Source organism: Micromonospora sp. NPDC005806 (assembly GCF_042871425.1).
Taxonomy (GTDB): Bacteria; Actinomycetota; Actinomycetes; order Mycobacteriales; family Micromonosporaceae; genus Micromonospora.
This window is the reverse complement of the sequence record NZ_JBIAIL010000054.1, coordinates 1-22,147: the sequence shown is the minus strand read 5'-3', so window position 1 is coordinate 22,147 and position 22,147 is coordinate 1. Positions and strand designations below refer to the sequence as shown.

Sequence of the window (22,147 nt, the reverse complement as noted above, 5' to 3'; positions counted from 1 at the left end):
CACGTACCGAAGAACGTGAGTGCCGCCCAGGCCACCGTCGCGACGCAGGCACAACAGGGGCGGCCCGGCGGTGGCGGCCAGGGCAACAACTCGCCGGGTTCCAACAAGCCGAACACCTCGACCCGGCCGCCCGCGCCGACGGCTGCGCCCAAGGCGTCCGACATCCACCACAGCGACGCATCGAGAGAGCACATCCTCGATGGCGACGGGGGCCGGCAGGGCGGCCATCGCGCCGGCACTGGCTACTCGAAGAAGACGGAGTTTCCGAAGGACTGGGACGATCCGCAGATCCTCGACGCCGCGCACCGCGTGACGCAGCAGGGGCCGCCGGCCAAGGGGCCGTACCTGACCAAGGATGCCGACGGGAACTGGGCTTGGGCCTACGACTACGAGGGCCAGGTCGATGGTGTCCGGGTCAAGACGACGGTGCTAGCCAACGGCGAGATCCGGACCGCCTACCCGCCGTACGGCAGCGACCCGGGCGTCATCACCAATCCGTCCGCGCCGAACCCCGCCCCGAAGGGCGTGCCCATGGGCAACCCGCCCCGCTACAGTCACCCCGACGTCGGCGGTGACGGAAGCTGGACGTGGGAGGGCCCGAAGGGCAACAAGATCATCAGAGTCGTCCAGGATGCCCAGGGGAACGTCACCACGACAGTGCTCGGCGATTACAAGAAGTGAGTGCCATGGATGCGAAGACCTACGCGACGATCACCGAGGTGTGCGCGCGGCTCGCGGGCCGGCTCTCCGACGACGTTCTGGGTACGGTGCGCGAGCACTACGCCGCCGGCGAGTGGTACCTGGCCGACGGGACGCTCCTTGGCAATCTGGCGTACCAGGGCGTCGGGATCACCCGCGAAGAACAGGACCTGATCCGCTCGTTCCTCTACGAGCCCGACACCCCGGACCTGCTCGACGTGCCGGTCATCGCCGAGGCGCCGCCACTGGCGTACCGCTTCAGCCCGAGGGGCCCGGCGGGCGCTCCCGACCCGTCCCGGGCGGACAGCCTCCTGCCCGCCTACGCCATGCGGGAGGGCGCTCAGCGCCTGCACCGTGCCTGGCGGGACCCACTCGATGGCGCACCGGACGGTGCGACCTGGGTCTACGTGGTGCGGGTGGCCGAGGGCGCGGACGAGCTCAAGACGTTCTCGGGCCTGACTGCCGTGCTGTGGACCGATCTGAGGGAGAAGTGGCCACTGGAAGTGGTCGCCGAGGATGCCGCGCTGGCGCCGTATCAGGCCGCCGCGTTGGCCGCCGCGCACCCGGTCTGGACCGCCTGACGGCCTGCTGACTCAGGCGTTCGGCGTCCACACCCAGGGGGTGGTGGTGCTGACCTCGTGCATGCCCAGCCGGCGCAGGATCGGACAGCTGTCGGCGGACGCGTCGACCATCAGATACGTGAGGCCCCGACGGGCGGCGCGCTGCGCGCGCTGAGCGACCAGGGCTCGATAGATGCCCTTCCGACGCCACCTGGCGAGGGTCGATCCACCCCACAGGGCACCGAACTGAGTGCCGGGGACGACCACCAACCACGCGGCGGAGACGACCTCGCCGCCGGCTTCCGCGACCAGGATCACGATGTTGTCCGGGGCCGACTCGATGCGGCTGGCCAGGTCGTCCGCCATCCAGGAGAAGTCCCTGCCCCAGACCTCGGACTCCATGGCGGCGATCCGACGTAGGTCTGCCGGGTCCGTGGTGGCGCGGACGGTCACGCCCTCCGGAGCCTCGCCGGCAGCGATCAGGTCGGACACCAGACCGACCACGACGGTCTCCTCCGCCTCGGGCTCGAACCCGGCCAACCGGAGTCGCTCGGTCAGATCGTGCCGATCGTGGCGGTAGGTCTTCCACTCGACCTGCTGGGCGCGTTCCGCGAACAACTTCCGTACCCGGCTGATGAGAGCGTCCAGCTCCTCCACGCTCAGCTCGTCGAGATCCTGGGCGAACACGAACCCGCCCGACGGGGTCTCGACCCGCAGGACAGGACCGTCCCACGACGGGGTCCAGGTCCTCGGCAACCGGGTGGCGATCGTGCCTCGCACCTGCTGATCGTGGAGGGCCAGTAGTCTCTTGCGTGTCGTCACCCGGCGGATCTTGGCAGCGGAACCCCTTCGCCGGCAAGACCATTCCCCGCACTCCGCGATGGGAGCCGCTATCGTCGCCGCGTGCCCGACCTGATCGCGCCCGCCGTACGCCTGCACGCCGCCTGGCTCGAGGCGCATGCGGAGTGGGGTCCCGGAGCCCACGAGGACGGTTTCGGACTCCGGGCGTCCGACGAGGTGGGCTCGCCGGCCGGGTTCGCGGCCTGGGTGGCCCGGCTGGCTGACGAGTCGGATCCGGCGAAGCCGCTGGCGGCCGGCCGGGTGCGTTGCACGTACCGGTGGATCGTCGAGGGCGACCGGGTGCTCGGCGGGATCGCGCTGCGGCACGAGCTCAACGACTATCTGCTGCGGATCGGCGGCCACATCGGCTACGGCATCCGCCCGTCCGCGCGCCGGCGCGGGCTGGCCACCTGGGCGCTGGGCCGGATGCTCGGCGAGGCACGGGCGCTCGACCTGGACCGGGTGCTGGTCACCTGCGAGGCCGGCAATGTCGCCTCGGCGAAGACGATCGAGCGCCACGGCGGTGTCCTGGAGGACGTCCGGGACACCGAACTCGGGACCGTGCGGCGTTACTGGATCAAGCTCCAGGGACACGCGACGGCGCGCCGCTCAGAACGATCAAGGGCCGGTCTCCCGTCACGGGAAGCCGGCCCTTGATCTGCTGCGCTCAGCCGAGCGTGAGCTCGAACGCCTCGTCCTTGTGCTTGTGGATCTTGTAATTGGTCGCCGAGGCGAAGTCCTCGCCACCGACGAACCTGCGGCCGCCCTCGCTCGGGTAGTACTCGAACCGGATGTGCTGCTCGCCGATGACCTGCCTGGCGACGCCGGCGTTCGGTTCGGAGATCGACCACGTACCGGCGATGTCACCGGTGTCGGCGTTGCGGGCAACCACATACCCGCTGAACGGCGTGGTGCTCGCCACCGTCACCGTGACCCCGGCCTCAAGCCGGTAGTCGTAGGTGGTGGTGCCGCCCGCAACGACCGTGATCCGGTCGGCCCGGTCGCGGTTGGCCTCGCCGCCGCTCCACTGCGTGGCCTGCCCGGCCACGTCGAACAGGAGCGGCCACTCGTACGGGCCGAGCTTGTCGATCCGGTAGCGGCCCTCGGCGCCGATGCCAGAGGCACCGAAGCCGCCGCCCAGGCCGACCGGCTCGCCGGCGATCCGGACGGCTCCGTTGGACAGCGCGGCACCGTCCGGCCCGAAGACCTGACCGGCGATGACACCCGCGCGATCCATCCGGATGATCGGCGGCGTGACCGTCTCACCGGACTCCACGGCGAACTGCGTGGCGAGCCGCAGGTCGCCGGTGCCGCCACGCGGACCGACCCACTGGGCGCCGTAACCGTCGGCCTGGTCCGGCCAGGCCAGCAGCTGGTACGTGCCCGCACCCTTCCAGATCATCTGGGTGATCTTGCCGTTCGCGTCGGTGACCTGGTCACAGCCGTCCGGCATCCGGACCTCGTCGACGCGCACCGGGACGATGCACACGCCGGCCAGCGGCGCGCCGGTCTTGGCGTCCACCACGGTGGCGGTGATGCGCGCCAGCGGCTCCATGACCAGCCTGACGTCGGCCTGCTGGCCGGCGACGACCGTCACGGAAGCCCCATCGAAGGAGTAGCCCGAGGCGTCGGCCCAGATCTCGTGGGTGCCGATGGGGACGGTCGGGTAGATGACCTCACCGTTCTCGGTGTCACGCGCGTCCAGGCCGATGCTGGAGGTGAAGTTCAGGATCGGCTGACCCGTACGCGAGTCCACGGCGGTGAGGCGGACGCTGCCCGTCGGCAGCTTCTGGTCGTCGACCGTGGTGGTCTGCCCCTCGGTGACGGCGAACCGGGCCGCCGCCGACGGGTCCACCGTGCCGTAGGCGTACTGCTGCAGGAACAGCGCCGTGCTGGAGAACTCGACGGTGTAGTTCGTGCCGACCGGTACCTGGTCGAGCCGGTAGCGGCCGTCCTCGTCGGTCTGGGCACTGCCGAAGAACTGGCCGTTGCTGACGTAGACGTCCACGCCGGACAGCGGCGCGCCGGACGAGTCGGTGAAGCGGCCCGCCATGGTGCCGGTGGGAACCAGGGTGTCGTTGACCGTCACCGTGCCGCCCACAGTGACCGCGAAGACGGCCGCGGCGTCGGGGTCCAGCGTGCCGTACGCGAACTGGCTGAACGCGCCCACGTCGAACCGGACGCGGTAACTGCCCGGCACGACCTGGATGGTGAAGTTGCCGTCCGGATCCGTGCTGCCGTAGCCGGAGCTGCTGTAATCGACGGTCTCGGCGCTGACGGACGCGAACTGCACCGGGGCACCGGTCCGATCGACCAACCGCCCGGCGATCGTGCCGACCGGCAGCAACTCGTCATCGACTACCGTCGCGCCGCCAGCCGTCACGGTGATGAGATTCGCCGACGACCAGTCGGTCTTGCCGTAGGCGAACTGCGTCGGGTGGCCCCAGGCCTCGAAGTTCACCCGGTACCTGCCCGGAGGGACCGCGTCGAACGCGTAACGGCCCTGGTCGTCGAGACTCGCGTAATCCCAGTGGTCGACGTCGTCGCCGTAGAGGTAGACGGAGCCGCCGGTGGTGACCGCGGCTCCACCGTCGGTCAGCCGGCCCGTGATGGATCCTGTGTCTGCCGCCTGGGCGGGCGCGGCCAGCCCGGTCAGGGCCAGAGTGACACCCAGCAGCAGTGCGCCGAACCGGCGCAGCATTGATCTGCTCATGACTTCCCCCGCGTAAGAGGAGTGAGGATGTGTCAGGAACCCGGGTTGGCTCGTCAGCCTAGCGAGGGGCCGCAACACTCGCCGTCCCTCGCCGGATCGGGTGAAATCGCCGCGGCGAAGGCCTCGTCGGAGAGCGGGCTGGGCACGACCCCGATCAGGTTCCTGTCGAAGACCAGCACGTCCGGGTGGTGCACCAGGGGCAGCATGGGCAGCCCCGGCGGCCGTGTGCAGCCGCTAGGACTACCGCCCGTGATGGAGGCGGTGCCCCGTCTTACTCCCCTTGGCCCTGACGTCCCTCGCGCCACAGTTCATGTTCTCTGGGCAGCCACGCGAGCCAATAGAGGCCGAAGGAGACGACGAAGACGGCGAGCAGCATCAGCGCCGCGACGCCCACAAACCCGTTCGAAGGCGGTTCATTGAGGATGAGAAGCACGACGCCCAGGAAGAGTGAGGTCAACATCAGCGACCGGAAGACGGGTTGTTCCACGGGATGCTTGCGGGGGGTCGGCATCAGCACTCCTTCGTGAGGTGAACTCATACTCACGACCAGGGCAGGCTCCGGCAAGGGCTGATCTGGCTGGCTGACTGCGGCAGGAGATGGCACGTGGGCGGTCTCTCGCGGCCTCGGTTGACCCCGACAGCCAGAGTCAAAGGCAGTTGTGGTGCCCCGGCTTCACAAGATCGAATATCTCTTACGAGCAAGATCGCCGAAGTTGTCGTGCTGGCAGCGGACGCCCAAGAGGTCATGGCCCCCTGACCCAGGACAACGACGGCACACCGGAACCGGCACGTCCCGCGCGAGCCCGCCCGGCACCGGGGAATGGTTCGGCTGGGCCAACGCCGTCATCTCCGAACTCATCCCCACCGCCGCCCTGCTCACGATCGGCCGCAAGCGCAACGGTGGGCCGATCGGGGTACCCGATGTTCCTGCTCGTCGCCGCTGTCGCGCTGTCCCTGGCCGCGCAGCTCGCCGTGGCCAAGCCGGGCCTGTCCGGGTGGCTGCTGTCCACCGTGCCGGCCCTCGCCTTCATCGGCCTGTCCAAGCTCGTCCTCACCACCAACCCCACCCCGAACGCCGACGCCCCGGCCCCGGCCGCGCCGGTCAAGGAACCCGCCTCACCCGCCCGGCAGGCACCGCAGCCCGTCACCGCGCCGGCCGTCCCTGAGCCTGTTGCCCTGGTCCCGGTGGAGCCGGCCCGCCCGACCCCGGTGGCCCCGGTCTCGCCAGCCGCGTTCACCCGCGCAACGGCGTCCCGCTGGTCGGGGAGGTGACCCGATGAGCGACGCCATCGCCTCCGGCCTCATCCTCGTCGGCGCGCTGGTCCTGTTCTGCTGGGACCGATACTGCCTCTACGTCGCCCGCTAAGAGCTGGCCGCGCTGCAACGCGCCGCCCTGCGCGACCCGTTGACCGGCCTCGCCAACCGCGCTGGCCTCGCCGACGCCTGGACCCAGCTCGCCGCCGTCCGGCCGTGGGTCGTCGTGTTGGACCTGGACAGCTTCAAGCCGGTCAACGAGGCACCATCCCGCGCGCCCTCGTCCGCCAGGTGGCCGCCGCCACCTATCACCAGGCGTGGTGGCCGCCGGTCGACGTCCGGGTCTACGAACCGGGCAACGCCCGCAATGGGACGCCGATGCCGCCGGTTACACCGACCCGACCACCGGCCGGCTTCTGCCGTCCTGGCATGACGCCCTGGACCTGGTCGACGACGACCCCGACGCCGAACCCGTGCACGTCGTCCGGTTCGGCCTCCAGGTCGACGCCAAGGGCGTCCTCGCCGGCACCAAAGACGCTGACCGGTGCGTCGGCTACATCACCAAGTACCTCACCAAGCAAGCCGCGCCGCCACACCGTCCACATCCGACCTTCTCAAACACGCACTCACTGGGCGTTTTGATCATTCCGGCTATGTATTGCTGCTTTCGTGGGCCTGATCGTCGAGGCGTCAGCAGGATCGAATGATCACCACTAACTATGCGGACGAACGACACGGGCTCGGTTTCCTTCTCTAGGACGAGTACCCGCACATCGTGCAGCCGCAGTTCGGCGGCCAGCATCGCACCAGTCGGCCCGCACCCGGCAATGATCACGTCGAACATGCGGGGCGCGCCGCGAGCATCGCCTGGTGCGCGTCACCGGGCATGATGTCGTTGATCCAGGGGGCGAGGTACTCCTCCCAGTTGGTGAGCAACCCGAAGAACTTGTCCAGGCCGAAGAGGATAGGGGCGACGGTGAAGACCGTGCGTAGGAGGAGGAATGCCTGACGAGCGGCGTCTTTCGCGGCGACCGGTGTCGCAGATGATGCGGAGAAGCGCGTGTGGATCATGACGACCTCCTGACTCTAAAAGAGAGTAGTCTCGACCGTAGAGCCGAGGCCGAGATTTCGTCAATAGGTTTCTCTTTTAGAAAGGACTGGTCGTGTCGGACGAGCTTGCCGAGCAGGTCGCTGGGGTCGGTGCGCTGTTGGAGCCTGCCCGTCGCGCGCTTTACCTGTACGTCGCGGCACAGCCCGACGCCGTCAGCCGCGAGCAGGCGGCGAAGGCGGTCGACCTGCCGTTGCACTCGGTGAAATTCCACCTCGACCGGCTGGTGGAGGAGGGCCTGCTCGACGTGGAGTTCCGCCGGCTGTCGGGCAGGACTGGCCCGGGAGCGGGTCGCCCATCGAAGCTCTATCGGCGCTCATCCCGGCAGCTTTCGGTCTCCTTGCCCGAGCGTCGCTATGACCTTGCCGGTGAGGTGCTCGCGACGGCCATCGACCGGTCGTCGGGCGACGATGTCCCGATCGCGGACGCGGTGCGAGACGCAGCAGAGGAGGAGGGCCGGCGCATCGCCGCGGCGGCTAGGGGCGAGAGCAAGGTTGCCGCTCCAGGCGTCGCCTCGGCGGTCGGCACGGGTCGTGTTCACCACGACTTGGTACGTGCAGCGCGCGTGCTGGCTCGTCATGGCTACGAACCGCGTATCTCCGACCGGGAGATCCGCCTGGCGAACTGCCCGTTCGACCGGTTGGCGGCAAAGCATACTGACCTTACTTGCGGCATGAACCTCTCCCTCATCGGCGGCGTCATCGACGGACTTGACCTCCGGAGACTGAGTGTGGAACTCGCGCCGCAGCCTGGCTTCTGCTGCGTCAAGATCCGCGGCTGAGGCCGCAAGCTGGGTCGAGATTCGTCTGGCGGCGATGATCAGCCAGGTCCAGCGTCCTGCGGGTGCGGATCTTCGGGCGGGTCCTGCCGAGGGTGTATTTGAACAGCGGAACGTGCGTTCAAGGTCGAAGCGGCGTAGGAAGGACCGCCACCAGCGGTCCACATCGACGGCGGTGGCGCCGGTGGGCGAGCACCACAGCGACATCGGTTTGGGGTCACGGTCACCGGGCAGGTGCTCGACCTGCAGGCGGATCAGGGTGCCTTCGATGACCGGCGGTCGCTGTCGTCGTCGATCCAGCAAGTGCGGCGGGTCGGCCGTGGGTACAGCCGGTCCCAGCTGCAGGCGCGGGGTGCCGTAGCGGCTGGTCTCGGTCGTGGTGTGGTGCCGCGCGGCGCAGGCAAGCTGTCCGGTTCATCCAGACGGAACTATGATAAGTCGGCAGGGTGCTGGCATCGATCACCGCAGCTGCACCGACGACGTCGAATTCGACTAACTAAGTTGAGGGCGCAGGCCCTCCTGCCTGTCGGCCTGGACCGGCCCGCGTCCAAGGGCGTCGGCGAGGCCCCACCGCCCGGGGATGTCGAGCAACTGCATGTGGCCGATGTTCGTTGGCAGCGCCGGGTTCACCACCAGATTGTTGTCCAACGGCTCCAGGCCCAGCATCGTCCGGATCAACAACAAAGGCGCGCCAGACGACCATGCCTGCGGGCTGCATGCGGTGGGGTACAGGACCGGGTACCTCGTCAGCGGCCGGTCGAACCCCCCGAACGCTTCCGGCAGCCGCCCATCGAAGAAGACGGCCGCATCGAGGATGCCGGCGGCGATGCGCGCCGCCTCGGCTTCGTAGCCGTAGCGTCGCAGGCCCCAGGCGATGAACGAGTTGTCGAACGGCCACACCGTACCGACGTGGTAGCCAACCGGGTTGTACCGCCCCTCGCCCACAGCCAGCGTCCGCACACCCCAGCCGGAGAACAGCCGTGGACCGAGCAGGTGCCCCGCGATGGCCTTTGCCTTCTCGGGGTCGACGATGCCGCTCCACAGCAGGTGGCCGATGTTCGACGACAGTGCGTCGACCTGTTTGCCGTCAGCGTCGAGGGCGAGGGCAAAGTACTGACCGTTCTCGATCCAGAAGTCGCGGTCAAAGCGACGCTTGAGGTCGGCCGCCTCGTGCTCCAGCTTGTCGGCGTATGCCGGATCGTTCCAGACCCGACGCGCCAGGCGGGCGCCGCGTATCTTGGCGTCGTACGCGTAGCCCTGCAGCTCGCAGGTCGCCCGGGGCAAACCGGGCAGCCGGCCGTCGTGGTAGGAGATCGAGTCCCAGGAGTCCTTCCAGCACTGGTTCTCCAGGCCGGACTCCGTACGACGCTGGTAGGAGATGTAACCGTTGCCCATCAGGTCGGCGTGATCGTCGATCCAAGCGAGCGCGAAGCGGGTCACGAACTCGAGTTCGCGCACCAGCTCGATGTCACCGGTCCAGCGCTCGTACTCGTCGAGCAGCACGACGAACAGCGGGGTGGCATCGGCAGTGCCGAAGTACGGGGAGTGTGGTTGCTCTTCGAAGGCGATCGTCTCTCCGTAGCGCAGCTCGTGCGGCATGCGTCCGGGATCCTCATCGCGGAAGTCGTCCACTCGGGTTCCCTGCCATATGGCGAGCGAGCGCAGGGTCGTCGCGGCGAACTCCGGCTCGAACGGCAGCACCTGCAGGCTAGTGAAGATGCTGTCGCGGCCGAATAGGGTCATGAACCAGGGGAGGCCAGCGGCGGGCAAGCTGCGGCCTCGTGCGACGAGCGGAGCGTAGCGCAGCGCGGCGAGGTCGACGAGGCTCCGTTGGTAGACGTCCTTCAGCGGGGCCCAGTCACACTCCAGGCGCGGTGCGCGCCTGAGCCAGTCCGTCAACTCCAGGTCCATGTGCGATCGCGCCTGATGCACTCGTGGCAGCAGGTCCCCGCCACCGGGCGCGAGGATTCGGGGGACGACGCGAAGTGTGGTATCCCAATGACCATGCGGATCAAGGTGGACGGCGAACGTCAGACCGCGCTCGTCGGTCTGAGCGGTTGCGGTCGATGAGACGTGTGTCTCGCGGCGGAACGCCTCCCGTTCGTAGCCGAGCAACAGGTCTCCGTTCTCGACCCGCGTATAGTACTTCCCCACCTTTTTCACGGTGGCACTCTTGACGTCGAAGATGTCGGCGAAGTCGTTGCCCACCTCGATGCGGAGGGTGATGTCGACGGGATTCCTGTCGAGGTTGAGAAGAGTGAGTTCTTCCGAGAAGCCTTTCGCGACCGTGCGTTGGCGGATCACCGACAATTTGGCGTCGATGTAAACCCTTGCGGGTCCTGGGACGAGGAAGAAGCGGGTCTGAAAGTAGTGCAGTTCGTCAACGGAGAGCGGATTGAGTTGCTCGCCGTTGATAGTCAGCACCCACTTCGACAGGAAGCGCGTGTCAAATGAGAACAGTCCGCTCGGGTCGGCGGGCGACGCTTGGATGTCACCAGACCCGTCGCTGATCACGAAGGTGTTACCGTCCAGGATCCTAACCTGGCCGTCACCCATGGCTACCTCCCGGAGGTGAGACCGGATTGCGGTACGCGCGGATGCGCGGGAAAAAGCCCCTGGATCAGGACAATCAGCTCGGTCCTGCCTTTGACGACCACCGTCCCGCGGAGCAGCCCCGCAAAAAGGTTCAGCTCGCCGCTTGCGATGCGATTCCAGGTCGCCCGGTCGGCGAGTACCACGCACTCGGCCGTCTCGGCACTCTCCCGCGACACCGCGATGTCGCCATGCTCGATCGTGAGCCGCCAGTGGTCGGTCTGACCGTCGCGTGAGATGTCAAAGCGGACGGTGCCTGTGACCAACTCCAGTAGCCGTTCGTGTCCGCGCTGAGCGAGCCCGTCGAAGAATTCCTCTATCGCGTCCGGCATCGGGTTTCCCCTCCCTACGGATCTTGTGCCCGGGCGATGCGAAACCTCCATCCGCACCCATAACGGGTACAGTGATTCCTTACCCACACAGTCCGCCTGAGAGGATGACCATGCATCACCCATAATGGGTGAATCATTTCGATCGGCGACTACGCCGACCCCGACGGCGACCAGACCGCCCGCCTCATCGATGCCTGCTGGCGCATCGGTCAACCCACCGGCACACCCCGTCCCGCTCGCGCTCGATGCAGTCGAATCGGAGCCGCGACACCAAGCCGGAGCTGGCGCTGCGGAGGGCGCTTCATGCGATGGGCTCCGATACCGAGTTTACGCGAAGCCGCTTCCGGGCCTCTGGATGACTGCTGACATCGTCTTTCGGCCCGCCCGAGTGGCCGTCGAGGTGCGCGGCTGCTTCTGGCACGGCTGTCCCCAGCATCCGCATGTTGCGCGATGCGGCGCTCAGATCGCGGTGGGCCTCGTCGATCATCGCTCGGATGTCTCTCATGACCTTGCCCCATCGGGCGGGTCGCCGGGCGGGACCGGCACGTATGCCTGGGCGCGGAACAGGTGGGCCAGCGGGCCACGGGCGGTGATCTCGCCGGTCCCCAGGTACATCGCGGTGGCGGCGGCCTCGAGGCTGCGGTTCGGCGCGGCCAAGGAAGTTGCGCCGGGTCTGGCAGGGCGCCGGCCAGCGCTACCGGGCGGGGCAACATCAATGGAGGCCCTTCGAGGCCCTGGACGGGCGCATCCAGGACGCGATGCTCGAGAAGCCGGCCGAAGACTGGTTCACCGTCAAAGCGCGGCAGACACAACCAGTCGATCGAACCCCATAGTGAAACCAGCGCCGCTGTGCGGGTATTACCGATCAAGCCGTATTCACCGATCGGAACCGGCACAAGTTCCCGTACGGACAGTGTGCGTTCCCAGCGAGTCGTTTGTTCCGGATTCGCCGGCTAACGAACTGTTCAGCTGCGGCTGTCACGGGACAGGGCATCAGGTCAAAGGTTTCATTCCCTGCCGGGTCCGTCAGCCCTAGAACCGCTTGGGAACGCGTATCGCAGGAACAGGTGGGCTGTGTGGCGGCGCACGCTGAGGAGTTGGCCTTCGACTCGGGTGTGCGGCAGCAGTTGGGTTCCTTCGACGAGGCTAAAGGTGCTGCCGTGCGGCGAGTGCCCGGCGAGGAGGGGTGAGGAAGTGAGGAAAAGCTCGTCGATGATTCCGGCGGCCAGGAGCGTGCCGAATACGTGCGGCCCGGCTTCCGACAGGATGTGTCGGTGGCCGCGCTGGCGCAGTGCGTCGAGAGCTCGGGCGGGGTTGGGTCTGGGCCCTTCACCCAGGGACAAGATGCTAGAAGCGGAGGGCAAACGGCTTCGCAGCGCCTCGGCACCTCGGGCGGTTGTGAGCACCAGTGCACCTTCCTCCAAGGCGGGATGGCCGGGGTTGATGTTGCCGCTGCCGGTGAGTACCGCCAGCAACGGAGTTCTTGGCAGATCGCGGTTGCGACGCAGTTCGGCGTAGGCACGTGCTGCCGGTGGGTATGCGTGTTCGGCCGTCCACCGGCCGTGTCGCGAGCTGTGAAGGGTACCGGAGCCGATGAGTACAACATCGGCGGTGGCGCGCAGTAAGCCCATCACGAAGCGGTCGGCTTGGCTGCTGTCGCTGATGATTTTGTTGGATCCGGGAACCTCGGGCAGAGCCACGACCCCATCGAGGGTCGCAACGAAGTTCGCGTATACCCCGGGTGTGATCCCCAGCGGCCCGCCGTAGAGAGTCTGCAGCTGGTGAGGGAGGTCGGGGGAGAGCTCTTGGGCCTCGTAGAGCACCTCGAGGGATTGCAAGGAGGTGGCTTGGGTTGTGGTCATGGTGTCGGTCATCGCCGGTCACCTCTGACCGTTGCGGTCGCGTGCCTCGTGGAGGAATTCCCGGCGCAGTTCGACGTCCTCGCCGTAGGCGCCTCTCCAGAAGGTCGTCACCGTGTGGGATTGTTCTTCCAGGACGCCGCGCATCTGGGTGCACAGGTGTTCGGCTTCCAGCCGGACGGCCACGCCGTGCGGCTGGAGGGCTTCGGTGAGCGCGTCGGCGATCTGCTCGCCCATGCGCTCCTGGACGGTGAAGCGGCGGGCGAACAACCGCACCAGTCGGGTGAGCTTGGAGATGCCGATGATCTGTTCGCCGGCCACGTAGGCGACGTGGGCCACGCCGTGGAAGGGCAGGGCGTGGTGTTCGCACAGGGCGTGGAAGGAAATGGGACCCTCCACGATTTGGCCGGGGAGGCTGTCTGCTCCGTTGTGGCCTTCGGCGGGGAACACGGTCAGCAGCTTGGGATCGCCGTCGTAGCCTGCTGTGGCGTCGTAGAGGGCCTGAAGAAAGCGCCGCGGGGTCTCGCGGGTACCGGGGGTAGCGAGGTCCAGACCGAATGCAGTGAAGATCTCGCCGATATGGCTCTCGAAGCGTTTCCAATCGTCACCGTCGATGAGCCGCGGGGAGAGCTGGTGCCCCCTCCCTACGCCTTCGATGGTGGCTGGCAGGCGGGTCGGCGCCCAGTCGTGTTCCAGGGACGAGGGCATGGGCTCTACCTGTGTCATCTTAATTCCCTCCTCGTGGTCTTTCAGCAGTGGCCGCAGGGCCCGGCGTCAGAGCTTTGCGACGTGTCCGGTGAGTGCGTCGGACTTGTTGCCGATATGGCTGAGTAGCTGGTGGTACGAGTCCCAGAACGCCTCGACGCCCTCGCGTTCGAGATCGGCGGTGAGTGCATCAAGATCGAGGCCGGTAGCCGCGGCCCGGCCGAGTACCTGCTCTGATTTGGTCTCTGTCATGAGAGCGTGGTCGGCGGAGCCATGGTCGGCGAAGGCTTCGAGGGTGGCCCTCGGCATCGTGGTGATCACGTCCGGGGCGATGAGGCGCTCGACGTAGAGCACGTCGGGATAGGCCGGATCCTTCACCCCGGTACTGGCCCACAGCAGTCGCTGGGGACGTGCCCCGGCATCGTGAAGGCTTGCCGACCGCCGGCCAGTGACATACCGGCGGTAGGTGGCGTAGGCGCGTGCTGCATTGGCGATGGCCACCTGTCCGCGCAAATCTGAGCCGACCGGCAGCATCACATCGGCCTTGGCGTCGATCCGGGAAATGAAGAAGGAGGCGACGGAGGTGATGCCCCCGATCTCGTAACCGTTCGCCAGGCGCTGTTCGAGTCCGCTGAGATAAGCGTCGATGACCTGCTCGTAGCGGGCTACCGAGAACAGCAGGGTCACGTTGACGTTGATGCCGCGGGCGGTGAGTTCGGCGATCGCAGGTATGCCGGCTCCGGTTGCCGGTACCTTGATCATGACATTGGGTCGATCAAGCCGTTGCCACAGCTGGCAGGCCTGTTCAACGGTGCCCTGCGTGTCTTGTGCCAGATCCGGGGTGCATTCGAAGGACACGAACCCGGCGCGCCCGCCGCTTGCCTCGAAGACCGGACGCAGCAGGTCCGCGGCCCGGCCGACATCATCGAGAGCCAGCCGGAAAAACAACTCCTGCCGGTCGCGGACACCGGAGGCGACCGCGGCCCGTAGCTGGGAGTCGTAGCGCTCGGAACCGGTGAGGGCCCGGGCGAAGATGGTCGGGTTGGACGTAGCACCACTAACTGCCCGATCGGAGATCAGGTCGGCGAAGTCCCCGCTGTCGAGCAGCTCCCGAGATAAGTCGTCCAGCCAGATCGACACCCCGGCGCCGCGGAGCTGCTCCAGCCGGTTCATGCCACGCCCCCGCTGACTGCGACCAGCTCTTCCAGCGGCACGTCCGAGTCGCGCAGGCGCTGCTCGTCGATGGGGGTAGCACTGCGGATGAGGTCTTGGATCGGATTGCTGACATCCCAGACGTTAACGTTCATCCCGGCCACTACACGGTCACCGGCCAGCCAGAAGGCGACGAACTCGCGGGTGTCGAGGCCGCCCCGGTAGATGATGCGGTCGTAGTCGCCGGGGCCGGCGTACCCGGCGTACTCCATGCCCAGGTCGTACTGGTCGGTGTAGAAGAACGGCACCGGGTCGTAGATGACGGGCCGGCCGAGCATGGACCGCGCTGCGGCCTGGCCTGCCTTTTTGGCATTGGCATAGTGCTCGGTTCGCAGATGCCGCCCGAGCAGGGGAGAGAACGGGTTGGCCACATCGCCGGCGGCATGGATATCCGGGTGCGACGAGCGCAAGGCAACATCGACGAGCACGCCGTTATCCACAGTCAGTCCTGCACCCTCGGCGAGTTCGGTGTTCGGCCGGGCGCCAACCCCGACGATCGCGATGTCGGCGGGCAGTTCCTCGCCACGGTCGGTGACCACGGCAGTGAGCTGCCCCGCTACGCCGCGGAGCTCGCTGACACCAGTGCGCACCCGTAGGTCCACGCCGTGCTCACGGTGAAGGCTGGCGAAGACCTCGCCCACCTCAGGGCCGAGGATCGCATACAGCGGGGTGGGGCCCTGCTCCACGACGGTGACGTGATTGTCGTAGCCTCGGGCGACCGCCGCCGTTTCCAGCCCGATCCAGCCACCACCCACCACGACGATCCTGCGCCCCCCGCCGGTGAGGGCCTCTCGCAGCCGGTCGGCGTCGGCGACCTCGCGCAGATAGTGCACCCCGGCAAGGTCCGCGCCGGGCAGTCCGAGACGCCGGGCCGAGGCACCGGTGGCCAGCAGCAGCTTGTCGTATCCGAGACGCCTGCCGTTATCGAGAGCCACCGCATGGGCGGCCGCATCCAGTGCGGTGACCCGAGTGTCCAGGAGTAGTTCGACGTCGTGCTCGGCGTACCAGGAGGCGTCGTGGACGTAGATCTTCTCTCGCCCGCTGGTGCCGGCCAGGTAACCCTTCGACAGCGGCGGGCGCTTGTACGGCCTATCGGGCTCAGCGCCGACGAGCAGTACCCGCCCGTCGAAGCCTTCCTGGCGAAGGGTCTCGGCGGCTCTGGCGCCAGCTAGGCCCCCGCCGACGATCATGTATGTCTGCGGTGTGGACATGGGTTGTCTCCTGAGTTCGGGGCGCGGCGATGATGTAGGCCGTGGAAGGCAGGCGTGGACCGCATCCGCAGATCAGCGGCTGGTGTGTCGATCCGGTGCGTCGTGGGCGGTAGCGAGCCGGAACAATGCCAGGGCGGCGATGAACAACCCGAAGTCCCGCAGGGCGATGTCGTAGTAGTCGCCGATGAGCAGCAGGTTGACGATGATGCCCGCCAGCCACGCGGCCACGAGCGGCGCGCCGTAACGCGGGCGCACTGCCACGATCACCCCAGCGAGGATCTCCACGGCCCCTACTGCGTACATCGCCTGCTGACCGGTGCCGGGAACCACATCGTTGACCAGCGGAGCGAGGTACCGGGGCCAGTCGACGAGGAGATTGGTGAACTTATCCAGGCCGAACAGGATGGGCGCAACCGTGAAAACGGTGCGAAGCAGTAGGAACGCCTGGCGAGAGGGGTCCAGGGCGCGGAGCTTGCTGGCGGACCGGCTGGTCGTGATGAGCGGAATGCTGGCCATGGCGAATGCCTCCTTCTAAAACTGAACGCCGTTGACTTTAGAAGTTGGTAGGTCTTCCGTCAAGCCTGACTAGCGTTAGAATCGGATCATGGACGAGCGAACCTGGGTACAGCGCCTTGCAGCAGTCGCCACGCTCGATGACCCGGTGCGCCGCGCCCTCTACGAGTACGTCACCAGCAGCTCGGAGCCTGTCGGGCGCGATGAGGCAGCCGAAGCCCTGGACCTCAAGCGCAGCACCGCGGCCTTCCACCTCGACCGACTCGTTACCGAGCGCCTACTGGCCGTCGAATACCGGCGGCTCAGTGGGCGCAGCGGCCCCGGCGCCGGGCGTCCTGCCAAGTTGTATCGGCGACCGGATTCAGAAGTCGCAGTCAGCGTCCCCGAGCGCCGCTACGACCTGGCCGGTGAGCTCCTCGCCGCAGCCACCGAGCAGTCGGCCTCCAGCGGTCAGCCGGTGCACGACGTCCTCGGGGAGATGGCCTACAACGCCGGCCGAGAAATCGGCGCTACCGCCGGTTCGCTGGCGGCCGCGTTGGACAACTACGGCTTCCAGCCCCGCCCTGACGACTGCGACGGCTGGAGGTTAGGCAACTGCCCCTTCCACCAGCTGGCGCGCCAGCACACCCAACTGATCTGCGGACTCAATCTCCAGCTACTCCGCGGCGTCGCCGAGGGCACCGGTGATGACCGGTACACGATGGTCCTGGACCCCGGACCCGACCGATGCTGCGTCCACGCTGCCCGAAACCCCGACAATGAGACCTCCGAGGCCGATACGACCAGCTATCCAAGGCAGCCCTCGACACAGACCACCGGAAAGGGCGGCATAGCCTAACTGACGTTAGGCCGATCGTGTCCCTACATTCCCATATTCAAGATTAATCGGGCGATTTCAGGGTAATTGAGGTTGTCCGACAGGCCAGATCATCGATGATGGGGCTCGTTATCAAGGCCTCTACTACGCCCGATGCACCGCGGCCATCGAACGCCGCTGCCTGGTCAGATAGCACGTACGCAGCGCCTCTCGAATCACCGCCTCCACCGGATCTGGAAGATGCTGCCGATCCCGGCCGCCGCTGGACTTGCCGGGAAGCAGATCGGTGACCACGCCCGAGCCCTCCCGCCACCGGCGCACCAGCACGTAGACCTGCCGACATGACAAGCCCAGCGCCACCGCGGCCGCATCCGCCGCCGCGTGCCCCACCACCGGACCCGAGGCGAGCCGGCCGATCACCTCGGCCCGCCGAAACGCAAGCTCCCACACGCGGGCCCACGCGGTCTGTCCCACGTCAAGAACCTGGCTCAAGATTCTTCGGCTGAAGGGTTGGGTCTTGGTGATCTTGGGCGTGGGCTTGAGCGTCGGGTGGCGATACCTCACTGCCTCCGTGTCGGACATCAACCGAGGGCAGCAGCTGTCCGTTGAGGGTTCCCCTATCGGATACCGCCTCTTGGAGCCTGGCCAGGCTTCCGGTTCCGGCGTGGCGCTGGGTTGGGCTGGACTTGCAGCAGGGCGGCCAGCCGCAGAGCCGGTTGGGTGGTGAGCTGGATGCTGATGCCGTACTCGTCGTCTTCGGCGACGGCGGCCCGATCGGGGTGGTAGGCCAGCCACGCGCCGCTGATCCAGGTATCGCGAGCGATGTCGTGCAGCAGGTTGCGGACTGCTTCGGCGCCGTGCAGGGCGATCTCGTTCGGGCGGGCGTGGCCGCGTTTGCCGCGGTCGTCGACGTAGGACACCCGCTGCGCGGTGACGGAGGTGACGGTGGCCCGGTCGGGCAGGTACCCGGCGCGGGCGCGGCCGTAGTCGCGGCCGGGTTCGATGTCGCGGACGCGCATCCTCACTCCTCGGCGTGCGCGTACATCAACGGGGACAAGCGGGCGGCGTCCTCGTCGCGCACTGGGTAGCCCTCGGCGCGCAGCAGGTTGACCGCCAGGTCGATGTAGCGGGTGTTCCACAGTATGACGGCGTTGAGGACCAGGCCGAGAGCGCCGAGCTGGTCTTCCGGTCCGGCCCGGTACGCCTGGTGGATCTCGCCGCGCTGCCCGTGCAGGATCTTGCGGGCCAGGGAGTGCCGGGATTCGCCGATGTTGAGCTGGCGGGTGACCGTTCGCCGATAGGTCTCGTCCACCGGGTCGATCATCGCGAGCAGGTGCAGGGTCTTGGCGATGTGCCCTTACTCGGCCAGGGCCTGCCCAGCGGGTCGGGTAGCCGTCGCGGGCCAGCATCCGCAGCAGGTCGTACGCCCGCACCCGGTTGGTGCGGCCACGGGCAGCATGTCCGGCCAATGCGTGAGGATCCCCTCCAGGTTGACCTTGTTGCGGGCGATGGCGTTCAGCGGCCCGTAGTCGCCCGGGGCCTGGCCGGGCGGGTCGGCGCGCCGGAACGCCGCGCCGCCCGTATCCGCGATGCGAGCCAAAAGCCGGTAGCCCGGAACAGACCGAACACGATGTCTGGTTAGTCGGTGGTGTCGGTGGTGACCATCTCTGGGCGGGGTCCGGCGTCGAGGACGTGCAGGCTGTCGCGCATGCTGCCCGGGATGATGATCGCGCCGAGGCCGGCGAACCGGTCGTTGACCGCGTTCAGCCAGGTGATGCCACGTTTGTAGCCGAAGAACCTGGGGCTGGGCGCGGCCTGGATCGTCTGGACCGGGACCACGAACCGCAGCCCGTCGACGGAGGCGACCATGCCACCGCCCCACAGGTCGGTGATCTGAATCCGGGACTGGAAGTCGACCAGGCGCGCGTTCGCGACGGCGTGGGTGTCCGCGCGGACGAAGTTCTGGTCCACGTGTGAAAGTCGGTCGCGGGTCAGCGCTTCCTCGCGCGGTTGGATCACCGGCGTGAGCCCGACGTTGCAGGCGTCGGCGATCAGCAGCGCGGCCAGGGTGACCGGCAGGTCATCCAACCGGGTGGTCAGCCCGCCGACGTGGGTGTAGGCGTCGAACATCCTGGTCCAGGAGTGCACGTCCATCAGCAGCTCGGGCAGGTCCGCCAAGGGCATCATCGCGGCGGCGCGCTTGCGAAGGTCCACCAGCGACGGCGGGTCGCCCAGCTTCTCCAGCCGTTCCACCGACACGCGCATCCGCCCGCCTTCGCCCGACAGGATCCGGACGCTGGCCTTCGGTCCGGCCTCTTCGATGCGCTGGGCGAGCTGCCGCCACGCCCCGTCGAGGGTGCCGCACATCTGCGCCAGATGCTCGGTCACCGGTCCGGTCAGCCCCAGACCGGCCAGGACCTCGTCGCGTACGCCGAGCCATTGCGGGCCGACGAGCAGCTGGGCAGCGCAGCGATGGGTAAGCGAATACGTCCCGCCGGCGCAGCGCCGCGTGCAGGCCGGTCAGCAGGCACATCACGTAGGCGTCGCGGTCCGCCGCTCCCTGCATGGCCGGGTTGTTCAGCACCGCCCGACGCCTGTGGGGCTCGTAAACGCGCCGGAGCCGCTAGGCAGGGCCCAAGCTCTCGCATGCGAGATGCTGAGGGGTCTTGTAAAAGACATAACTCTTGCTGTTAGATTGCCCAGGGAGGCGGGACGGTTGCGGAGCCACCGACCACGGCCGCCTCTTCACGCGACAGGAGAACGTCATGAGAAACATCCGCACCATCGCCCTCGTCGGGGCGATGGTCGTCGGTTCCGCACTCGCCATTGGCGTGGTCGCGGCGCCGCCGCAGGCCGCAGCCGTCCATGCCGCGCGGAAACCTGCTCCATCACCGACGCCAACTCCCACGCCGGCGCCAGCACCATCGGCAGGCCCGACGTCGGCCGCAATCGCGGGTTACACCTTGGCCCAAACGCTCGACATCTCCCGTTCCAGCGCTGAACTCGTCGTGCCTTCGCCGGTCTGCATGACCACGGAGGAGCAAGCGGTCAGCATCGGTCTCGGGGGGCAGGCCGACCTCGGAGCGCCACACACTACCGCAGTCGTCGTCGTGGGGTGCCACGGTCTCAGCGCGCCATTTGCCTTTATCAGGGCGACCGTGGGGGCCTTCGAGACGACGGGGCAGGTCGCCATCGGAACCCGCGTCACCTTGGAGGTCACATCGTCAGGGGGCAACGCGGCGGCGACGGTCCGCAACCAGGACACGGGTAGCTCAATCGTCGCCCTGGCGGGTGCCCACGAAACCTCGCTCACATTCGGGGCTTTCGGCGTTCTGGGCGCAGAATCTATGCCACTCTCGGTCCCCGACTTTGGCATGGTGAAGCTCACTCACAACGTCTTCAACGAGCTGCCGCTATCCGGTGGCGTCGTCGTCACGAGCGCGAACTCACAGATCTCGACGGGCGAGCGGGACGCCGCCGGCGACTTCAGCCTCACCTTCGACCGCCCCTGACTGACGGGGCGCGGACTCGCGGCAGATCAGAACTCCGCGGAAAACGGACCCGGGGCTACTGGGGTGGTGCACGCCGAGCACGAGTAAGTCGCGCCGAGTGCGGCCTCCATCGCCAGCGAGCCACGACGGAATGTGCGCCACGTCAGGCAATCCGCCCGGAAACCGCTGCGAGGCAACGGTTTCCGGGCTCTCGGGGGGCAAGCCAAGCCGTTCGAGCGCACGGAAGAGACGAGCGAGCAGGATGCGTGGGCGCACTGCGACTTGTCGTTGTAACGGCGTTAGGACGTCCGGCGCCGGTTGGGGAGGAAGGTCGGGTGCGCGGCCTCCTGGACCGGGCGGGACCGCCCGACCCCCGCGGTCCCGCCCGGTCCAGGTCCGCGCAGCGCACGGGACGCCTCGCACGGGGAGTAGCTTTCGAGATCCCGCCCGACCAGAAGGCATCCCAGATGCGGTCGATCTTGCTCTTCAGCTCACCGGTGATCACGTAGCTTCGGTCCCCACCCCGTCGTACTGCCAAGTTGACCTAGGTTAGTCCCGCCTCCCCGATGTTCTCCTGATGGCGCTTGGTTGCGCCGCGCTGGGGTCAAGCGGGGTCACTACCGAGGTAGACGAGGCCAGGCCCGTGGCGCCGGTCAGCTCTGAACCGAGTGGCCTCGGGTAGCCCGGCGATGCTATCCGCGGAGGGCAACCTCATGGCATGCTCCCGAGCATGGTGCGGGCGTTCGAAGAGGACGAGGGGTGGTGGGCTGTTGGCGCTCACCTGTTCGTCGTCTGCGCGGTCGGTGGCGCGGCCACCTGGTTAGCCAGCGTCGTGCTCGCGGCTCCTTTCGTGAAGTCGTACCTGCCGCTTGTTGTTGGTCTCCTGGTTGGCGTTCCGCTCGGTCACCGAATATTCCACGGACTGCGTGATCGCTACCTCCGTCGTCACCGGTCATCACCGGTCGACAGACCGTAACTGGCAGCTTCGCGGGGCGACCCCTGCCTTGCAAAGATCAAGACTGCTGTCGGCCGGCGTCGGCCACTGCCGCCTACCTGCTCGACTTGTCGGCCGCCGTCGCTCGTCGCTCCTGTCCGTCGGCTGGCTTGGCTGTACGGATGGCTGTACATCCACAAGCACGTGACACGATCGAACATGTGGCAACTGATCTGCACTACCACTGCCATGGTTGATTCGGCGAAGAGCGAGGCTGTCCGGCTCTACACGAGCTGGGGACGCAATCCCTGGCCTCGCACCAACCCGGACGCAGTGCTCGGAATGTCCGGTGCATCCCCTGAGCTTTTCCTCCGGTACGCCGATAGGCCTGGTTCAGGAGATGTTCGATCAGTTCCCGGTCTGGGATGTCGGTCCAGGACCAGAGCGGCGATGCCGACGAGGCGGCGCACGGCGAGCCGGTTGAAGACGACCCGTTCCAGCCGACTGCGGCCGAACAGGAAGAGCGCCG

At 67.5% G+C, this 22,147-nt stretch carries 23 protein-coding genes and 3 pseudogenes; 9 read left to right on the top strand and 17 right to left on the bottom strand.

The genetic code is table 11. The features are described 5' to 3' along the window. Window positions 1-15 precede the first annotated feature (15 nt). Together ACFYOS_RS32955 and ACFYOS_RS32950 are read left to right on the top strand one after the other, a co-directional pair. Window positions 16-681 carry an EndoU domain-containing protein gene (locus tag ACFYOS_RS32955; RefSeq protein WP_387150125.1) on the top strand — a complete coding sequence of 222 codons (666 nt, stop codon included), beginning with the start codon at window positions 16-18 and terminating at the stop codon, window positions 679-681. Window positions 682-686: 5 nt separating this feature from the next. Continuing rightward, entirely contained in the window at window positions 687-1,280 is a 594-nt protein-coding gene (locus ACFYOS_RS32950) for a hypothetical protein (RefSeq protein ID WP_387150123.1), read from the top strand. Between the two features lie 12 nt (window positions 1,281-1,292). Here the strand turns inward: ACFYOS_RS32950 and ACFYOS_RS32945 are convergent, their stop codons facing one another. Then, window positions 1,293-2,039 (bottom strand): GNAT family N-acetyltransferase, encoded by a 747-nt coding sequence (locus ACFYOS_RS32945; RefSeq protein ID WP_387150122.1) that lies wholly within the window; start codon window positions 2,037-2,039, stop codon window positions 1,293-1,295. Between the two features lie 123 nt (window positions 2,040-2,162). On the opposite strand from ACFYOS_RS32945, the gene ACFYOS_RS32940 reads away from it, so the two are divergent. Continuing rightward, window positions 2,163-2,756 carry a GNAT family N-acetyltransferase gene (locus ACFYOS_RS32940; RefSeq protein ID WP_387150119.1) on the top strand — a complete coding sequence of 198 codons (594 nt, stop codon included), beginning with the start codon at window positions 2,163-2,165 and terminating at the stop codon, window positions 2,754-2,756. 10 nt (window positions 2,757-2,766) lie between these two features. On the opposite strand, the gene ACFYOS_RS32935 is transcribed toward ACFYOS_RS32940, so the two are convergent. The 3 genes from ACFYOS_RS32935 to ACFYOS_RS32925 all read right to left on the bottom strand — a co-directional run bounded on the left by ACFYOS_RS32935 (window position 2,767) and on the right by ACFYOS_RS32925 (window position 5,323). Then, window positions 2,767-4,812: a carboxypeptidase regulatory-like domain-containing protein gene (locus ACFYOS_RS32935; protein ID WP_387150117.1), complete on the bottom strand. Its 2,046-nt coding sequence runs from the start codon at window positions 4,810-4,812 to the stop codon at window positions 2,767-2,769. A 53-nt stretch (window positions 4,813-4,865) separates the two neighbouring features. Beyond that, window positions 4,866-5,018: a hypothetical protein gene (locus ACFYOS_RS32930; protein WP_387150114.1), complete on the bottom strand. Its 153-nt coding sequence runs from the start codon at window positions 5,016-5,018 to the stop codon at window positions 4,866-4,868. Window positions 5,019-5,083: 65 nt separating this feature from the next. After that, a complete protein-coding gene (locus ACFYOS_RS32925; protein WP_387150113.1) occupies window positions 5,084-5,323 on the bottom strand; it encodes a hypothetical protein in 240 nt (79 codons plus the stop codon). A gap of 283 nt (window positions 5,324-5,606) precedes the next feature. Between ACFYOS_RS32925 and ACFYOS_RS32920 the strand changes: the two are divergent. Together ACFYOS_RS32920 and ACFYOS_RS32915 are read left to right on the top strand one after the other, a co-directional pair. Next, window positions 5,607-6,084: pseudogene (locus ACFYOS_RS32920) on the top strand (DUF2637 domain-containing protein); the annotation flags it as partial. A gap of 302 nt (window positions 6,085-6,386) precedes the next feature. Continuing rightward, window positions 6,387-6,773 (top strand): replication initiator, encoded by a 387-nt coding sequence (locus tag ACFYOS_RS32915; protein ID WP_387150111.1) that lies wholly within the window; start codon window positions 6,387-6,389, stop codon window positions 6,771-6,773. A gap of 124 nt (window positions 6,774-6,897) precedes the next feature. Here the strand turns inward: ACFYOS_RS32915 and ACFYOS_RS32910 are convergent, their stop codons facing one another. Next, the gene (locus ACFYOS_RS32910; protein ID WP_387150109.1) at window positions 6,898-7,137 is read right to left on the bottom strand and encodes a hypothetical protein; all 240 of its coding nucleotides are present in this window, start codon (window positions 7,135-7,137) and stop codon (window positions 6,898-6,900) included. A 92-nt stretch (window positions 7,138-7,229) separates the two neighbouring features. Between ACFYOS_RS32910 and ACFYOS_RS32905 the strand changes: the two genes are divergently transcribed. Further along, the gene (locus tag ACFYOS_RS32905) at window positions 7,230-7,955 is read left to right on the top strand and encodes a helix-turn-helix transcriptional regulator (protein WP_387150107.1); all 726 of its coding nucleotides are present in this window, start codon (window positions 7,230-7,232) and stop codon (window positions 7,953-7,955) included. Between the two features lie 489 nt (window positions 7,956-8,444). Here ACFYOS_RS32905 and ACFYOS_RS32900 read toward each other — a convergent pair whose 3' ends face one another. Together ACFYOS_RS32900 and ACFYOS_RS32895 are read right to left on the bottom strand one after the other, a co-directional pair. After that, on the bottom strand, window positions 8,445-10,508 hold the full coding sequence (locus tag ACFYOS_RS32900) for a glycogen debranching N-terminal domain-containing protein (protein WP_387150105.1): 2,064 nt from the start codon (window positions 10,506-10,508) through the stop codon (window positions 8,445-8,447). A gap of 2 nt (window positions 10,509-10,510) precedes the next feature. Beyond that, complete coding sequence (locus ACFYOS_RS32895; RefSeq protein WP_387150103.1) at window positions 10,511-10,876, bottom strand: SCP2 sterol-binding domain-containing protein; 366 nt, start codon at window positions 10,874-10,876, stop codon at window positions 10,511-10,513. Window positions 10,877-11,121: 245 nt separating this feature from the next. Here ACFYOS_RS32895 and ACFYOS_RS32890 point away from each other — a divergent pair. Next, window positions 11,122-11,237, top strand: a pseudogene (locus ACFYOS_RS32890) (very short patch repair endonuclease); the annotation flags it as partial. Window positions 11,238-11,377: 140 nt separating this feature from the next. Here ACFYOS_RS32890 and ACFYOS_RS32885 read toward each other — a convergent pair. The 6 genes from ACFYOS_RS32885 to ACFYOS_RS32860 form a co-directional block, all read right to left on the bottom strand. Continuing rightward, entirely contained in the window at window positions 11,378-11,533 is a 156-nt protein-coding gene (locus tag ACFYOS_RS32885; RefSeq protein WP_387150156.1) for a hypothetical protein, read from the bottom strand. A gap of 350 nt (window positions 11,534-11,883) precedes the next feature. Continuing rightward, entirely contained in the window at window positions 11,884-12,750 is an 867-nt protein-coding gene (locus ACFYOS_RS32880; protein ID WP_387150100.1) for a dihydrofolate reductase family protein, read from the bottom strand. Between the two features lie 6 nt (window positions 12,751-12,756). Then, window positions 12,757-13,461, bottom strand: coding sequence for a GTP cyclohydrolase I (folE, locus tag ACFYOS_RS32875; protein WP_387150098.1), 705 nt, complete (start codon window positions 13,459-13,461; stop codon window positions 12,757-12,759). A gap of 48 nt (window positions 13,462-13,509) precedes the next feature. Further along, window positions 13,510-14,613, bottom strand: coding sequence for a transaldolase (tal, locus tag ACFYOS_RS32870; protein ID WP_387150096.1), 1,104 nt, complete (start codon window positions 14,611-14,613; stop codon window positions 13,510-13,512). Further along, entirely contained in the window at window positions 14,610-15,863 is a 1,254-nt protein-coding gene (locus tag ACFYOS_RS32865; protein WP_387150094.1) for an NAD(P)/FAD-dependent oxidoreductase, read from the bottom strand. The genes tal and ACFYOS_RS32865 overlap by 4 nt, the downstream gene beginning before the upstream one ends. A 72-nt stretch (window positions 15,864-15,935) precedes the next feature. Next, window positions 15,936-16,379 (bottom strand): hypothetical protein, encoded by a 444-nt coding sequence (locus ACFYOS_RS32860; protein ID WP_387150090.1) that lies wholly within the window; start codon window positions 16,377-16,379, stop codon window positions 15,936-15,938. Between the two features lie 88 nt (window positions 16,380-16,467). Between ACFYOS_RS32860 and ACFYOS_RS32855 the strand changes: the two genes are divergently transcribed. Beyond that, window positions 16,468-17,214 carry a helix-turn-helix transcriptional regulator gene (locus ACFYOS_RS32855; RefSeq protein ID WP_387150087.1) on the top strand — a complete coding sequence of 249 codons (747 nt, stop codon included), beginning with the start codon at window positions 16,468-16,470 and terminating at the stop codon, window positions 17,212-17,214. A gap of 129 nt (window positions 17,215-17,343) precedes the next feature. Here ACFYOS_RS32855 and ACFYOS_RS32850 read toward each other — a convergent pair. From ACFYOS_RS32850 to ACFYOS_RS32835, 4 genes and pseudogenes are all read right to left on the bottom strand, one after another. After that, a pseudogene (locus ACFYOS_RS32850) lies at window positions 17,344-17,688 on the bottom strand (transposase); the annotation flags it as partial. A gap of 122 nt (window positions 17,689-17,810) precedes the next feature. Further along, window positions 17,811-18,212, bottom strand: coding sequence for a hypothetical protein (locus ACFYOS_RS32845; RefSeq protein WP_387150085.1), 402 nt, complete (start codon window positions 18,210-18,212; stop codon window positions 17,811-17,813). Between the two features lie 2 nt (window positions 18,213-18,214). Beyond that, window positions 18,215-18,544, bottom strand: coding sequence for a Tn3 family transposase (locus ACFYOS_RS32840; protein ID WP_387150154.1), 330 nt, complete (start codon window positions 18,542-18,544; stop codon window positions 18,215-18,217). A gap of 287 nt (window positions 18,545-18,831) precedes the next feature. Continuing rightward, window positions 18,832-19,581, bottom strand: a complete 750-nt coding sequence (locus ACFYOS_RS32835; RefSeq protein WP_387150082.1) for a Tn3 family transposase — start codon at window positions 19,579-19,581, stop codon at window positions 18,832-18,834. 377 nt (window positions 19,582-19,958) lie between these two features. On the opposite strand from ACFYOS_RS32835, the gene ACFYOS_RS32830 reads away from it, so the two are divergent. After that, window positions 19,959-20,705, top strand: coding sequence for a hypothetical protein (locus ACFYOS_RS32830; RefSeq protein ID WP_387150079.1), 747 nt, complete (start codon window positions 19,959-19,961; stop codon window positions 20,703-20,705). Window positions 20,706-22,147 lie beyond the last annotated feature (1,442 nt).